Annotated in this window: 10 protein-coding genes and 1 pseudogene; 3 read left to right on the top strand and 8 right to left on the bottom strand. The window is 70.3% G+C overall.

Annotated elements, in window-relative coordinates; all coding sequences use genetic code 11:
* Nucleotides 1-28: 28 nt before the first annotated feature.
* The 5 genes and pseudogenes from ABZS64_RS12505 to ABZS64_RS12485 form a co-directional block, all read right to left on the bottom strand.
* Nucleotides 29-1,075 (bottom strand): annotated as a pseudogene (locus tag ABZS64_RS12505) (ROK family protein); the annotation flags it as partial.
* Entirely contained in the window at nucleotides 1,072-2,532 is a 1,461-nt protein-coding gene (locus tag ABZS64_RS12500) for an FAD-dependent monooxygenase (protein ID WP_355827132.1), read from the bottom strand. The pseudogene ABZS64_RS12505 and the gene ABZS64_RS12500, both read right to left, overlap by 4 nt.
* Nucleotides 2,529-3,716: an MAB_1171c family putative transporter gene (locus ABZS64_RS12495; protein WP_355827129.1), complete on the bottom strand. Its 1,188-nt coding sequence runs from the start codon at nucleotides 3,714-3,716 to the stop codon at nucleotides 2,529-2,531. The genes ABZS64_RS12500 and ABZS64_RS12495 overlap by 4 nt, the downstream gene beginning before the upstream one ends.
* 3 nt (nucleotides 3,717-3,719) lie before the next feature.
* Nucleotides 3,720-4,253, bottom strand: a complete 534-nt coding sequence (locus ABZS64_RS12490) for a toxin-antitoxin system, toxin component (RefSeq protein ID WP_355827492.1) — start codon at nucleotides 4,251-4,253, stop codon at nucleotides 3,720-3,722.
* A gap of 45 nt (nucleotides 4,254-4,298) precedes the next feature.
* The gene (locus ABZS64_RS12485) at nucleotides 4,299-4,931 is read right to left on the bottom strand and encodes a helix-turn-helix transcriptional regulator (protein WP_355827128.1); all 633 of its coding nucleotides are present in this window, start codon (nucleotides 4,929-4,931) and stop codon (nucleotides 4,299-4,301) included.
* 232 nt (nucleotides 4,932-5,163) lie between these two features.
* Here ABZS64_RS12485 and ABZS64_RS12480 point away from each other — a divergent pair, with 232 nt between their 5' ends.
* Nucleotides 5,164-6,264, top strand: a complete 1,101-nt coding sequence (locus tag ABZS64_RS12480) for a helix-turn-helix domain-containing protein (protein ID WP_355827125.1) — start codon at nucleotides 5,164-5,166, stop codon at nucleotides 6,262-6,264.
* 56 nt (nucleotides 6,265-6,320) lie between these two features.
* Here ABZS64_RS12480 and ABZS64_RS12475 read toward each other — a convergent pair whose 3' ends face one another.
* Complete coding sequence (locus ABZS64_RS12475) at nucleotides 6,321-6,986, bottom strand: response regulator transcription factor (RefSeq protein WP_355827123.1); 666 nt, start codon at nucleotides 6,984-6,986, stop codon at nucleotides 6,321-6,323.
* Complete coding sequence (locus ABZS64_RS12470) at nucleotides 6,953-8,239, bottom strand: sensor domain-containing protein (protein ID WP_355827120.1); 1,287 nt, start codon at nucleotides 8,237-8,239, stop codon at nucleotides 6,953-6,955. The genes ABZS64_RS12475 and ABZS64_RS12470 overlap by 34 nt, the downstream gene beginning before the upstream one ends.
* Nucleotides 8,240-8,363: 124 nt before the next feature.
* Here ABZS64_RS12470 and ABZS64_RS12465 point away from each other — a divergent pair, with 124 nt between their 5' ends.
* Entirely contained in the window at nucleotides 8,364-10,256 is a 1,893-nt protein-coding gene (locus tag ABZS64_RS12465) for an FtsX-like permease family protein (protein ID WP_355827117.1), read from the top strand.
* 244 nt (nucleotides 10,257-10,500) lie between these two features.
* On the opposite strand, the gene rph is transcribed toward ABZS64_RS12465, so the two are convergent.
* A complete protein-coding gene (gene rph, locus ABZS64_RS12460) occupies nucleotides 10,501-13,098 on the bottom strand; it encodes a rifamycin-inactivating phosphotransferase (RefSeq protein WP_355827114.1) in 2,598 nt (865 codons plus the stop codon).
* Between the two features lie 862 nt (nucleotides 13,099-13,960).
* On the opposite strand from rph, the gene ABZS64_RS12455 reads away from it, so the two are divergent.
* Nucleotides 13,961-15,447: hypothetical protein (locus tag ABZS64_RS12455; RefSeq protein ID WP_355827111.1), on the top strand; the 1,487-nt coding region annotated here is incomplete at its 3' end.

Below are 15,447 nucleotides of genomic sequence, written 5' to 3'. Positions count from 1 at the left end.
GTGCGTTCGCCGGGGTCCAGCGGTCCTCACCGCCGAGCACCACCGCGTCCGGGTCGAAGAGGTTCACCGCGCCCGACAGGACCCGGCCCAGCATCAGCCCGGCCTGTCCGAGGGTCGCGACGGCGCGCTGTTCGCCCGCCCTGGCCCGCCGTTCCAGCTCGGCCACGCCCCGCGCGCCGGTGCGCTCGTCGAGGCCCGCCGCCCGCAGCAGCGCCGACTGACCGGCGTACTGCTCCAGACAGCCGCGCGAGCCGCAGCGGCACTCGGGACCGTCCGGGGACACCACGGCATGGCCGATCTCACCGGCGAAACCGTGCGCGCCGCGCAGCAGTTCACCGTCCAGGACCAGCGCGCCGCCGACCCCTATCTCGCCCGTCAGATACAGAAAGCTGCGTATGTCGCCGAGGCCGCCGAACCACAGCTCCGCCAGGGCCGCCACATTGGCCTCGTTCTCCGACTGCACCGGCAGCTCGGGCTGAGCGGGCCGCAGCTTGGCGAGCGCATCGGCGAACGGGCCCTCGGCCGCGACACGCGTCCAGCCGAGGTTGGGCGCGTGCCGGACCGTACCGGCCGAGACGAGACCCGGAAGCGCCAACTGCACGCCGACCGGGTGCAGTTCCTGTTCGGCCGCCGAGACGAGGGCACGCGCGGCGATGACCGCGGCCCGGCTCAGGACCCGCTCGGGTGGCGCACCGCTGTTGTCGATGTGCTCGACCAGCCGCACCCGGTCGGTGCCCGCCAGGTCCACCACGCACACTGCGACGTAGTCGACGTTGATCTCGACCCCGATGCCTGCGACTCCGGTACGGGCGACCTTCAGCACCGTGCCCGGACGGCCTGCCTGGCCGCTGAACGTCTTGCCCGACTCCGTCAGGAACCCGCTCTCCAGCAGCTGCTCCACCAGCGAGGAGATGGCAGCCCGGGTCAGCCCCACGCGTGCCGAGACCCCGGCCCGGGTCACCTCGCCCTCGTCGCGGACCGCCCGCAGCACCAGGCTGAGGTTGTGCCGTCGTACCGTTTCCCGGTCGGCCTTGGGCTCCAGTGGTGTCTGGCTCCCAGGCCCGTTCAGCCTCACGCGTCCGCCGAATCGGTCTCGAGCTCCGTCTTCGGCTCGCTGCGGGGCTTGCCCGCGCTGTGCAGTTCCTCGTCGGTCAGCGGCGGTCCGGTCAGCGGCGGCAGGCCGGGCCCCCGCAGTGCGGCCAGCACGACCCGCGGCCTGACGAGTGCCGTGATGGGGGCCGACAGGGTCATCACGTCCGTCAGGGCGTCGACGACCAGGAAGTTTCCGGTCGACGTCAGCATGAGGCGGTCGACGTAGCGGCCGAGCAGCCTGTCCACCGCGCTGGGCTCCTTTCCGGTCGCCCCGGGGTAGAAGATGTCCAGGCCGGTGGCCAGGTCCCATGCCGTGCCCGTGGGCTTGGCGATGGCCCGCTGTGCCCGCCGGGCCAGCCCGGGTGCGGTGATCCCGAGTGTACGGATCTGATCGCGCAGGGCCCGTACGCCCTGTGCCGCCACCGACATGCCGTGCCCGTAGACCGGGTTGAAGGTGGCGACCGCGTCGCCCACCGCGACGAAGCCCTCGGGCCAGCCGCGGGCCTTCTCGAAGTACCGTCGCCGATTGGCGGTGTTGCCGAACGTGACCACATCGCTGAGCGGCTCCGCACCGGAGATGAGCTCGCCGACGACGGGGTGTCTGACGGAGCGGGCGAAGGCCTCGAAGGCGTCGGCGGCCTTGGTGGGCTCCCCGCCCCGGGTACCGGACAGGGTCACGAGCCAGCGCCCGTCCTCGACGGGGAGGATGACCGCGGCCTGTCCGGGCCGCGGCTCGCGCGCGTTGGACTGCACATTGACGATGGGGAACTCGCCCGCGCCCTCCGGAGCGCGGAAGAGACGGCTGGCGTACACCAGACCGGTGTCCACCTCGTCGACTCGTATGTCCTCGACGCCCAGCGCGCCCAGCAGCTGCGGCGCGCGAGTGCCGCGGCCGCTGCAGTCGACGACCAGATCGGCCGCAAGGACGCGCTCCGCGCCCTCGGCGGTCCGCACCCGTACGCCCGTCACACGGGACGAATCGCCTTCGAGGGCCAGCAGCTTGGTGCGCTGGAGCACCTTGACGCCCGGGGCGGGCAGGACCTGCTTGCGTACGACCCAGTCGAGCAGGTCACGGCTGCAGGCGATCAGATAGTGGGTCTCCTCGGTCCAGCGCCGGTACCAGCCCTGCGGCGAGAGCCCCACCATGGCGGTCGGCAGCGGGATGCGCCGGGCACCGGCCGCCAGCCAGCGGGCGGTGACACCGGGCAGCAGGGACTCGATCGCCTCGACTCCGCCGCACCACAGGATGTGCGCGTGACCTGCCTGGGGCAGATGCTTGCGGGGCTCGGGGCCGGTCGGGAGAGTGTCCCGCTCCACGATGGTGATCTCGTCGGCGAACTCGCCCAGCGCCGCGGCGGCCAGCATCCCGGCCAGTCCCGCGCCGATGACGACGGCGCGACGCGGGGCGCGGCCCTCGTCGGGTCTTTGGGGTTCGCTCATGGGTGGCTGCTCTCTGACATGGCCGCCGATCGGCGGGCTGCTGCGACGACAGGCGAGTGACGCAACGCCCGGGACATGCCGACGAGATCGCGTTGGGCCTGCTTGGGAAGGGGGGAGCGGGTGTCCGCCGAGGTGATGATCGTCCCCTGGGGGTCGGCGTCCCGTGCGACGACCGCGGCGGCCAGCATCGCCGCCTCGGCGACAGCGTCGGCCAGGTCCGCGTCGGCCCCGGCAGCGAGCGCCGCGGCATGGGAGTCGGCCCGCAGGGCGTGGTCGAAGTACGGGTCCAGGGCAAGGATGCCGTCATGGATGAAGGCTTCGCGCTGCGTCAGCCGGAGGTTCCCTGAGGACCACAGGGAGATGCGGACCGAGCCTGTTCCCTTGGGTGCCGCCGAGCGCAGTTCGCGCCACAGGGTGCCGAGCTTCCGGTAGGTGGACCAGGTGCGCCAGGCGTCCATGAACCGCTGGCCCGCGAGCGGGAGAATGAACCCCGCGGCGATGAATATGGCGGAGGCGGACGCCAGCGGCGGTGCGACCCGGGTGCTGAGCCAGTCCAGGTTGTATCCGGCCCAACGGGCCGACACAGCTGCGTACTTGACGGCGTCGAATCCGAGGTTGAGGAAGTAGCCGGTCATGATGAGCACCAGACCGGTGCGCAGCCAGCCGTGGACCCTCAGCGACCAGCGCCGGCACAGGACCGTCATCACGACCGCCGCCGTCGTGTGCGCCACGAGATAGAGGACGATCATCTCGCGCATGTACGGAGTGTTGGCGTAGTACGTGTCCAGGTCCCGCAGCCGCTCGACGGGGGCGTCGCCGAGGGCGAAGACGACGATCATCGCGACGATGACCGCGCTGTACGCGGTGATGACGCGTCGGGAGGAGCGCGCGGTGACCTCGGGCGGCCCCCCGCGCCAGTTGATGACGAGCACCAGACAGGACGCGCTGAAGGCCGTCAGGATGCAGTAGACGAGCGGAGCGGAGAAGTTGGGTATGCCGGTGATGCGGTTGACCGCGGCGATGGTGGGCGGTGCCGCGAAGAAGAACACCGAGACGGCAACGAGCAGCAGTGCGCTGACGGACCGCAGCAGCGGGTCACGCCAGCTGCGGCTGATTCCCGGTAGCCGGAATCCGAAGGCGACGGCGAGGGCGGCGCCCGGTATGTAGAAGTCCAGGCCTTCCACGCATCAGCCCTGCGGCTTTCGGTATCCCAGCGATGCCTCGATACGGCCCTCGATGACGTCCAGACCGGGAAGAAGACCACGCGCGGCCGGACTCGTCAGCAGAGAGCGGCACTTGGAGCTCAGCAGCAGCCCGAAGCTCTCCGCCTCGTTCTCCTCGGCGACGTCGAAGTGTGTACGGGCCGCGACCTTGCGGACGGTGTCCTGCAGGTCGGCGCCGTCGCTCAGCAGCCGTGCCGCGACAGCCGCGCCCTCGACATGGTGGCTGCAGTGACCGGCCTGCATGTGCCACAACTCGTGGCCGAGGATGACCAGTTGGTGATCCGGGGCGGTGCGCTCCTCGACGACGATCAGATCCTGGTCCGCCATGTCGAGCCAGAGCCCGCTGGCGGTTCCCGGGGGGAACGAGGCCATGCGGAACTGGACCGGCCGGCCGCGGCGGCTGCTCATTCTGTCGCACAGCGTGGCGTAGAGGTCCGTGGGTTCCGCGGGGACGGGCAGGTCGATTCCGGCGATCAGTTCGCCGCACAACCGCCGCATCTCTTTGCCTTTGTTCACCGTTCTCCCGTCGGTGCAGGGTTCACTTCAGGACTCCGACGGCTTGACGCTCTCCAGGAGCATGTCGAGCCATTCGGTGACCTTGTCGCGGTGTTTGTCGGTGGGGAGCTGGGCCGCGCGCCAGGCGATGCCCCGTACCCCGTGGTCCTGCAGCAGACGCTCCAGCGGGTCGCTGTCGCCGGCGTAGTCGTGCAGGAGCGTCTGCTCGGTGCGCTGCACGGCGCCGTCGAGCGCGTCGGCGTCCTCGGCGGTCAGAAAACCGGCGTGGACCTTGAAGAAGCGCTGGATGGCGTCGCAGTGCTCCATGGTCGGTCTGCGGTCGCCGTTGATGAGAGCGCCCGCCTGCTGCCGTGACATGCCCGCGCCGTCGGCGATCTCCTGCTGGGTGTAGCGGCGGCCGTTGGGCTTCAGCCTGGTCCTGCGCAGCAGATCGAAGCGCTGCAGAAAGCGCGCCTGGAGGTCGGGTTCGCCGGCGGGCTTGCCGTCGAGGAGATCGCCGACCACGTCGGCGGGGACGCCGGAAGCGTCGGAGAGCTGATGGAGGTCGAAGACCTCACTGTGAGGCACACCGAGCTTGCCCGCGAGTTCGGCCAGCCGGGAAATCGACGCCGCCAGGGGGTCTGCGGCTGTCTGGCCCGGAACCGAGAAGCCGTCTGTCACCAGTAGGTCTCCTAGATCACGCGAGGTCGCTCCGCACACAGTTGGCTGCCGGGAGAGTAACTGTTTCACGGAAGTGTAACCAGGTCCTGCCACAGCTGTGGCGCGATTTGAACGCTCAGCGGCGGTCAATGCCACGATAGTTGACATGGTCGTGCCCGGGTAGCAGGATCGCCACGCGGTGATGATCCAAATGGCCCTGCCGCAACGGGACTTCGAGAGGGTGGCGTTCTCGATGACACATGAGGCAGGCGTGGAACGGCCCGGTGCCCATGGGCGTCGGGGCCACGCAGCCACGGCGCGCGGCGCGGTCCGGGCGAGGCGGGTCACCGATGTCCTCAGGCGGCGCCGGGAGGAGCTCGGGCTCAGTGTCGAGGACGTGGCCGCCCGGCTGGAGATCAGCACCGGTGCGTACGGAAACTGGGAGCGTACGCCTGCCCAGGACTGGACCGACGAACTGCTCTGCGCCCTGGTCAAGGCCCTGGAGATGAGCGACCAGCAGGGCGGCTGGCTGTTCCGTCTAGCCGTCGACCGGGAACCGCCGGCTGCCTGGAACAGGCCCGTGGGGGCGTCCCTGCCCACGCTTCCGCTCGGGCCCGCGCGACCGTCGGGTCCGGCCTTTCCGTCCGGGCCCGTGCGCCCGTTCGCGCCTGTCACAGCACCTGCGCTGCCCGCCGTGCCCGCCCCGCCGTTGTCGCCCTCGGCGCCCGCCGGCCCGGATCCGGGTGATGCCCCGGACGCCGAGACACAGGCCTATCTGTACGACTATGCAGCGATGATGGATGCCGTGCCGATGCCCTCGGTGCTCTTCGACCGGCGCTGGGACGTGGCACACGCCAACCACTCCTTCGAGGCGCTGTTCCACGGCATCGCGTCGCACCCCACGGCCATGCCGAGCGAGAACTTCCTCCGGTTCGTGCTGTTCCACCCGGACGCGGGCGTGGTGCTCGGCGACCGCGAGACGAGCTGGTGTCTGCCCTTACTCGCCCAGCTCGACGCGGCTCTGGAGTGTTACCCGGAGGACCGAGTCCTTCAGGCCATTCGTGGCGACATCGCGGGCGACCCCATCATGGACGCCGCCTACCGGTTCGGACTGCCGCACTGGATGCGCGTCATGGGCGCGGCTGCCGTGCATCACGACGGAGCCGTACGACCGCTCTACCACCCCGATCCCCGCTGGGGCCGGACCGAGTGCCGGATCGTCGACGAGACCCCAGGGACCCTGCAGGACATGGGATTCACCCGGCTCACGCTCGTACTGCGCGAGGCACGGCCCGCCGTCTCGCCCGACGTGCGGCGCGGCAAGTCGCACCTGAGAGCGGTCTCCAGCGGCTGAGGCCCGGGCAGTTGACCTTGGGGGGTCTTTCGGATCGTGCCGGGCTCGGGGAGGGCTCAGGCCCGCAGGAACTCCAGCACCGCAAGCACCCGGCGGTGGGTCTCCTCGGTCGGGGGCAGGTCCAGCTTCATCAGGATGTTGCCGATGTGCTTGCCCACCGCGGCATCCGACACCACCAGCTCGCGGCAGATCGCCGCATTGGACCGGCCCTCGGCCATGAGCGCCAGCACCTCCCGCTCGCGCGGGGTCAGCCGCTCCAGCGGGTCCCGGCGGCGCCGCAGCAACTGGCGCACCACCTCAGGGTCGACCACCGTGCCGCCGGTCGCCACCGTGCCGACCGCCGCCAGGAAGTCCTCGACCTGGCCGATCCGGTCCTTCAGCAGATAGCCGACGCCCGAGCCGTCCCCGGAGTCCAACAGGTCTGCGGCGTAGGAGCGTTGGACGTACTGACTGAGGACAAGCACCGGCAGCCCCGGCAGCTGCTCGCGCAGGGCGACGGCGGCACGCAGCCCCTCGTCCGTCTGCCCCGGCGGCATCCGCACATCAGTGATCACGATGTCCGGCCCGTGCTCGGTGACCGCGGCGTGCAGTGCGTCGGCATCACCCACCGCGGCCACCACCCGGTGACCGAAGCGGGCGAGCAGGCCGATCAGCCCCTCGCGCAGCAGCACACCGTCCTCGGCCAGGACTATCCGGAGCGGGTCGGGCTGAGTGGGGTGCAAGGGATCTCCACGCGCAGCAGGGTCGGGCCGCCGGGCGGGCTGCTCACCGTCAGTGTGCCGTCCACCACCGAGACCCGGTCGGCCAGCCCGGTGAGGCCGGTACCGTTGGCCGGGTCGGCGCCGCCACCCCCGTCGTCCGACACGTCGATCGTCAACAGCCCGTCAGCGTAGTGCCCCTTGATCCGGGCGGCTTCGGCACCGCTGTGCTTGGCGATGTTGGCCAGCGCCTCGGACACCGCGAAGTAGCCGGCCGACTCGACTGCCGGCGGCAGCCGTCCAGGCAGGTCGAAGCGGACCTCGACGGGTACGGGCGAGCGGTCGACGGCATCCACGCAGGCGTCCGGCAGGCCGCGGTCGGTGAGCACCTGGGGGTGGATGCCGTTGATCAGCTCTCTCAGCTCGGAGAGGGCTTCGTCCGCCTCCCGGTGCGCGACGGCCAGGTGGGCGGCAAGCGCGCTGTCCGGCGGGGTGTCCAGCCGGGCCAGCCCCAGCGTCATCGAAAGGGCCACCAGCCGCTGTTGGGCGCCGTCGTGCAGATCGCGCTCGATCCGGCGCCGCTCCGCCTCGAAGGCGTCCACCAGCCTCGCCCGGGAGCTGACCAGTTCACCGATCCGCTGCTCCTGGCCACCCGGGGACAGCACCAGCCGGACCAGTGCCGCCCGGCCCGCCGCCACCGCCGTCAGCGGATACGCGAACAGCGCCGCCGCCACCAGCCCGACGATCCCCAACGCGCCCGCCGTGACCGGCGAATGGACCTCCCACAGCTTCAGGAGGTTCACCTGCTCGCCGTCCGCCAGCAGCAGAGGCAGCGCTGCCAGCAAGTACGCCGGCACCACCAGCGCACAGCCCACCACGACCAGGTCCACCGGCCACAGCACGAACCCCGCCAGCACGGTGAAGCCCAACTCCCTCCAGGTCGCCTGCTCCCGGTAACGCAGCCTCAGCCAGGCCGACAGCCCAGGGCGGGTCGGCAGCTGATGCGGATCCGCCACACGCGTGCCGTCGAGCAGCCGCAACAGCCACCGCTCCCACGCCGCGAACGGCACCCCCACCAGGGCCAGCCCCGCCAACAGCGGCAAGCCCACCAGCACCACCGCCAACACCCCGGCGGCGACCGCCGCCACCAGCAAGCCCGCGCAGAGCAGCGCCCCAGCCGCCCCGCTCACCAGGAGGTACCCGGCCGCCCGCCACGGTATCGCCGACCGCAGAAACCCCGGGCGCTTCAACTCCCGCCAGACGCCGTTCTCGCCCATCCGCCCCCCTCTCCCGCCCCACCCTAGGCACGGCTCCGCCTCTCGCACGGTAGGGCGGGCCCTACCATCCACAGTGGCCCCCGCCCCACTGACCCACCCCACTCCCGGCCGGTTGGCTTGCGGCATGAGGATGTTGCGGATTGCACTGAAGTCCCTCCGGACCCGTTGGGTTTCGCTCATCGGAGCGTTCACCGCCCTCGCGCTCGGCGTCGCGATGATGACGGTCATGCTGCTCGGGCTGGCCACCGCGATGGCGCTGCCCGGCGGCGAGGCCGTGGTGTCGCTGGTGGCGGCGCTCGGCACGGCGGGCGGGGTGAGCGCGTTCGTGTCGGCGTTCGTCGTCGCGTCCACCTTCTCGTACGTCGTGGCACAACGTCGGCGCGAACTCGGCCTGCTGCGCCTCGCCGGCGCCACTCGCGCCCAGGTGCGCCGCACCGTCCTCGCCGAGGCCCTCGTCCTCGGCATCGTGGCCTCCGCCACCGGCTGCGCACTCGGCCGGCTCGCGGCCCCCCGGATGGTGCGCTGGCTCGCGGACGTCGGCATGGCGCCGCCCGACCTCACGCTCGGGCAGCAGAACTGGCCCCTGCACGCCGCGTTCTGGACAGGCCTGCTGGTGGCCCTGGCCGGGGTGGCGGTGGCCGCCGGCCGCGCGGGCCGGCTCGGACCGCTGGACGCGCTGCGCACCGCGGACCTCGACGCCGGGGTGATGACCGCGGGCCGTTGGTTCTGGGGCCTGGGGCTGGTCCTCACCGCCGCCGCCCTGATCGTCACCGCTCTGGTCACCGACCCCGCCGATCTCCTGCATCGCAAGACGTACACCGTGCAGCCGATGGTGCTGATCTCCGCGTGCGGCCTGCTCGCGCCCGTCCTGGCGCGCCCACTGCTGCGCGCGTTCACCTGGCTGCCCGCCCGCTGGACCTCGTACGCCGGGCGGCTGGTCCGCGAGAACGCCTCGGCGGCGCTGCGCCGAACGGGCGCCGTCGCCGCGCCCGTGCTGGTGTCCGTGGCGCTGACGGGCTCGCTGGCCGGGGCCCTGGAGACGGTGAGCGCCGCCCGCACCACCGAGGCCCGCTCGCGGACCGCCGCCGACTTCGTCGCCGTACCGCACACTTCCTCCCCCGATGCCCTCGCCGCCGCTCTGCGCGCCGTCCCGGGCGTCACCGTCTCCCCCTCCGCCCTCACCACGCTCTCGCTGGTCGAACAGGACGGCACGGTGGTCAGGTCCGAGGCCAGGACTGCCGAACCGGCCACCCTGGCGACCACCGCCCGACTGCCGGTGCTCACAGGATCGGTGTCCGCACTGGACGACGACGGCATCGTGCTGCCTGAGGAGTGGGGCCAGACCACCGTCGGCGCCCCGGTACAGGTGGTGCGCGCGGACGGCAGCCGGGCGACCCTGCGGGTGGCCGCCGTCCTCCGTGACGGCCTGGGCGACAACGGGCTGTACGTCACCGCCCGCAACGGTCCGGGCGCCCGCGTCGATCGCATCGAGATCAGACTCACCGCCGCGGCCGACGTCACCACCCCCGACCTACTCCGCGCCGCCGCGCGCCCGTTCGGTACCACCGTCGCCACCCGGGAGGAGTGGCTGGCCGCCACCGCCCCCGCCGCGAGCCGCATCGCCTGGCTGCGGACCGTCCTGGTCCTGGGTCTCGCCCTGACCTACACCGGCATCGCGCTCGCCAACACCCTCGTGATGGCGACCACCGACCGGCGCCGCGAACTGGCCCTGCTGCGCCTGGCCGGCGCAACCCGGGCGCAGGTGATACGGCTGGTGACCACCGAGTCGGTGCTGGTGGTCGCGGTCGGCGCGGTGCTGGGGTGCGCGGTGGCCGCCATCCAACTGGGCACCATGCACGCCGGTTTGGCACTGCTCGGGGCCGGCGCACCACTGGTCGTGCCCTGGCGCTCCCTCGGCCTGGTGACAGGGGCGTGCCTGCTGATCGCGGCACCGTGCGCGGCGCTGGCCGCCGCCTGGGCACTGCGCCGTCGCCCGGTGACGGCGGCAGCCCGTTAGCCTCGGGCTTTCACGAGGGGCGCTGTCCGGTAGGTGATCGAGAAAGTAGAAAGTGCCTCTGAGCTGCAACGATAGGATCTGTTGAGGGTCCTGTACGTGGTAGCGGAAGAGGCGCTTCCCAGGTGAAGAACAGTTACGGGTCGTGTCCGCGTGTGCGCGTTGCGGGCGGCGGTCGTGGGGTGGTCATCAACTGCTTGGCGTTGTTCAGTCGGAAGCTACGGATGGGGCTTCTCGGTGTGGTCGGTCAAGACAGGATCTCGACGTACCCGTCGGTTCCGTGCACGCGGATCCGCTGCCCGTCCCGGATCAGCCGGGTGGCCTGCTCCACGCCCACGACGGCCGGCAGGCCGTACTCCCGGGCGATCACCGCGCCATGGGTCATCAGGCCGCCCACCTCCGTCACCAGGCCTGCGATTCCGACGAACAGTGGCGACCAGCTGGGGTCCGTGAAGGCCGTGACCAGGATGTCGCCCGCTTCGAGATCGGCCTTCGCCATGTCAAGGATGACGCGGGCCCTTCCCTCGATGGTCCCGGCGGAGACCGGTACGCCGATCAGGGCGCCGTCCGGCACGTCGTCGCGCCGGTACGCCCCGGTGACGGCCTCACCGTCCGATGTGAGCACCCGGGGCGGGGTGAGCGCGTGGTACGACCGGAACGCGTCCTTGCGCTCCTTGATGAGCCGGTCATCCACCTGCTTCGAGCGCACGACGTCGTGGAGTTCCTGGAACGTGAGGTAGAAGATGTCCTCCTTCTCAGGAAGCACGTCGGCCTGCACGAGGCGCTCGGCCTCCTCCAGCAGGGCCTGCTTGTAGACGAAGTAGCGGCTGATGATGCCGTACTTCGGGTACTCCCGGTACCCGATGAAGGTTCTGACCCGGTCGATCATCCGCTTGGCCTCGTCGGCTTTCTGGTCCCCGTCCGGCAGGGCCCGCAAGCGTGACAGCACGTCCTGTTCCATCTTCTGCGCCTTCTGCCGCCCTTGCTCGAAGCGCCGCTCGGCGGCGCCTGGCTCGAAGATCCTTACGTTGTCGAGGATCACGGGCACGAGCGTGGTGGGGCGCTCGCGCCAACGTGGCCTCGTGATGTCGATCTCGCCGACGCAGCGCATGCCGTACCGGTCGAGGTAGGCCTCTATGGCGTCGCGCGCTTCGGTCCCGCCCGCGAGCTTCGCCAGCTCGTCCAGGAAGCCCTCGTCCTCGACGCCCTGCAGGAACGCCACCACCTCCGACTGCGGGCGGATCACGTCCGCGACGTCGAGCAGCGCCAGTCCCATCTCCGACGTGACGTTGTCGGGGGCGGACAGCGTTAGCGTGTCAGCCGCGTTCTTCTCGCCCAGCCACTCCTGCAGCTTGTCGTTGAGCCACCACGTGGCCTCCATCCCCGCCATGATCACCTGCATGCTCAACGGGTCGCTGAGGACCCGTTTGTGCTCCTCGAAGGCCTCCAGCAGGAAGTCGAACAGCGCCGGTCCGGTCTTCGTCCGGATGTCGCGCTCCAGGGCGGCGATGGACACCTGGCTGCGCTCGATCAGCTCGGTGACGATGGCCGGATCGGGCTCGACCGGGGCGGACGCACCGCCGGCCGGCGGACCGCCGGGACCCCCGTCCGGAAGCGACGGGACGAAATCGTCGCGGTCGAGGACAGTCTCCAGCGCGTCCCTGACCAGCGGATCGCCTCTCCCCATGAGGTCCAGGAGGCCGGCGCGGCTCGCGGGCGAGGCCAGGCGCCGGGTGACGTCGACGAACAGCCTCCCGCCGGCCTCGTGCATCGGCACCATGGCCGTCAGCTGCCACATGGAGAACCCCAGGGGCTTCATGGGGTCGGTCATCATCTGCTGATGACCGACGGAGACGTAGACGTGATTCTCCTGATCGCCTGCCTCGGGGATGGGGAACAGCGTCGTGATCGGCCGGCTCTGAACGATCTGGAAGCCCTCATCGACCAGGCACCATTCGATGTCCTGCGGGCGGCCGAAGTGCGCTTCGATCCGCCGCCCGAGCTGCACGAGCCGCACGACCTGCGCATCCGTCAGCGCCGGCTGCTCCTGCCGCTGCGCGTCGATCGCCACTTCCTGCGTACCGCCGGCCGGCAGGGCGTGAACGGCACGCTGTTTGGCGGCGATCGCCTTGGCGACGACTTCGCCGTGTCGCACCTTGAAGACGTCCGGGTTCACCAGGCCGGAGACCAGGGCCTCGCCGAGGCCGAAGCCGGCGTCCACGGTGGCGACCTTCCGGTTGCCCGTGACGGGGTCGGCCGTGAACAGGATGCCGGCCGCATGCGGGAAGACCATCTGCTGCACGACCACGGCCATGTGGACCGTACGGTGGTCGAAGCCGTTGCGCAGGCGGTAGGTCACGGCCCGCTCGGTGAACAGCGACGCCCAGCACCGGCCGACGTGCCGCAGGACCGCCGCCGGCCCCACAACGTTGAGGTATGTGTCCTGCTGGCCCGCGAAAGAGGCCGTCGGCAAGTCCTCCGCCGTCGCGCTGGATCGGACAGCGTAGGCAGCTTGCTCGCCGAGCTGGGCGAGCGCCCGGGTGATCGCCGCCGCGAGATCGCCCGGGATGGCGATCCCTTCGATGGTCCGGCGGATCTCCGCACTGAGCGTGCGGATCCCCTCCCGGTCGTCCGGGTTCAGGCGCGGCAACTGTTCGAGCCGATCGTCGATCGACGGCGCTTCCGCCATGATCCGCCGGAAGGCGTCCGTCGTCACGCAGAAGCCAGCCGGCACGCGGATGCCTTCGATCCGCGACAGCCCGCCCAGGTGCGCGCCCTTGCCGCCGACGACCGCGACCTGCGTCTCGTCAACCTCTTGAAGATCCCACACGTACTGCTCGATCATCGCGATACCTCCGAGGCAGTCGTGTCCCGATGCACTGCACTGGCCGATCGAATCACCGGCGCCACCAGCTCTGTCGAACCTCTTGTCTGGCACGTCCTCGTCTCTGGTTGCCTTCCCTCTGACGAGTCGGCCGGCCGCTCCGCCCGGTCGGGCGGCGCGCACCCCCGCACCTCCGCCACGAGCGCTCGCGACCGCACTGCCGGTCCCACCACTGGTTCGACGTCACCGCGTCCCCCATACGTCGACAACACCCGCACGTCGTGCCCTCATTTCCGCAGGTTGTGGCCTCGGCCGACGATTCTGCGCCACCACCCGGGTCTTGCCGCAAGCCCCCCGGTGCGCTATATCTTGGTAGTGGCAGGGAGAGCTCTCCTTGCCTTTTCCTTTTGGCGTCCGCTGGAACTGACAAGCCTCTCGCGAAGCGGTGCCGCGCCGCGTACGGGTACGCGTCGTTGGCCCAGGCGGATGTCCCATCGGCCTACGGACGCAGCCGCGGAACCAGACGTTCTTTCCCTTGTCGGCAAGGCCCGAACGTCGAGCGCGCCGCCATCTCCCGCAGGTCGTCGCGCCACGCGAGCGCTGGGCCAAGCTCGCCAAACGGACGCTTGACGGCCGTAGCTCAAATCGGCCGGCACCCAAGCGAACGGCCCCACGCCGCCCCGCCCAGATCGTGGCCCAGCTGTCCGGCCGCACCATCACTCAGGGGTTGAATCTGGAGTGGTCGCCGCCAAGGGAGTTGTGCGAACGGGCCTGAGTTTCGGCCTGCTCATGCGGCATTACCCGGCCTTGGTCCGGATTTTCCCGGGGATTAATGTTTCACCTTGTGGAATTAAACATACGCACACGCCGCAGGGGCGGGCTCATGGCGGCGCTCGTCGCCCTGTCCTCCCTGGCGGCCATCATGACGGGCACTCAACAGGCCGCCGCCGCACCGGAAGACGGACGGTTCGAGAAGGTGGATGCGTCCGATTTCGTTCTCTATCCGCGCGAGATGCCGGGCGTTGACCCCGGAGAGCTCGGGGACCAGACGGCCAGGTCGGTGATCGAGGGCTCAGAGGCAACGAAGGCCGTGACAAAAGCGTCGCCGCTGAGCGTCGCCCAGTCGCGGCAGCACACCGGCCGGAACCTGTGCCACACGACCGGCCTCAACGGCACCTTCAAGTACAACGGGTTCTGCTGGGACAAGACGGACGACGGCACCAGCGCCTACAACCCCGCCGGAGGCTGGCACCCGCAGGGCATGACGGCCTCGCACGACGCCTACGCGAGCGGCACCGCGGACGGTCATCACCTGTATATGCAGGGCTGGTACTACGGCAGCGGTTCAGACGGCAACGGGTCCACTGTCCGCGACCAGAAGGCCCGTGTCTCCATACTCGAGTCGACCGGCAACGACTGGAGCTACGGGCATGTGCTGCTCGTCAGGCCCACCGGCAGCCGGACCAACCCCAACTTCCGCGAGGTCGACAACGTCCACGCCGACGGCATGGTGTGGTACGGGAACAGGCTGTTCGTGGCCAACGGCGGCGAACTGCAGATCTACGACCTGAACCACCTGTGGAAGATGAACTCCGTCTCCGAAGACGTGGGGATCAAGGGCGGTGTCTCGTCGGCCGGCCATCATCAATGGGCTCTGCCCATGGTCGCCCGCTACGGGTACCAGACCAAGGCCCAGGAAGTCGCATGGGAACAGCAGAACCCCGGCAGGAAAGCCCTCCGAGCCTGTGACAAGCTCATTGCTTGCCTGAGCTCCCTGAGCCTGGACCGCAGCAGTGGGAGCCTGGTGTCCGGGGAGTACCGGAGCAACTCCGATCAATTGCAATACCTCAAGCCGCCAAAGCCGATCGACACGCGTCCGGCGCGCGTGATCACCTGGCCGCTCGCGTCCATAGGTGAAGGGGGGACGGCCCCCATCACGGCAACATCCGCCCATGTCGCCCCCGTCCGCCAGCTCCAGGGAGTAGCCACCGACGGCACCTACTACTACCTGTCCGCGGAGTGCCCCGTCGGCTACATGGGAGACGGCCGGCCTGGAGACGAACTCAGCTACTCCTGCATCTACCAGGCCCAGCCGGGCGGCCGCGCATCGGTGCTGACCCGCTCACCGGCTCTCACCCAGAACCTGTCCTACGCGCCCAGCTCGGGCCGCCTGTGGGGCAGCAACGAACAGACCAACCATCGCGTCGTCTTCTCCCTGCAGCCCAGGCGGGCCGACAGCGCCGTCTACCTCAGCAATGACTACAGCGCCCTTTGTGCCGGTGCGGGCAATAAGCTCACCAACGGTTCGAAGGTCATCCAGTGGGGATGCACCAACGCCCAGGACGAGCGGTGGGTGTTCGAGGACACCAC

The sequence above is a fragment of the Streptomyces sp. NPDC005408 genome (assembly GCF_040606445.1).
GTDB lineage: Bacteria > Actinomycetota > Actinomycetes > Streptomycetales > Streptomycetaceae > Streptomyces.
This window is presented reverse-complemented; position numbering and strand designations above follow the sequence as displayed.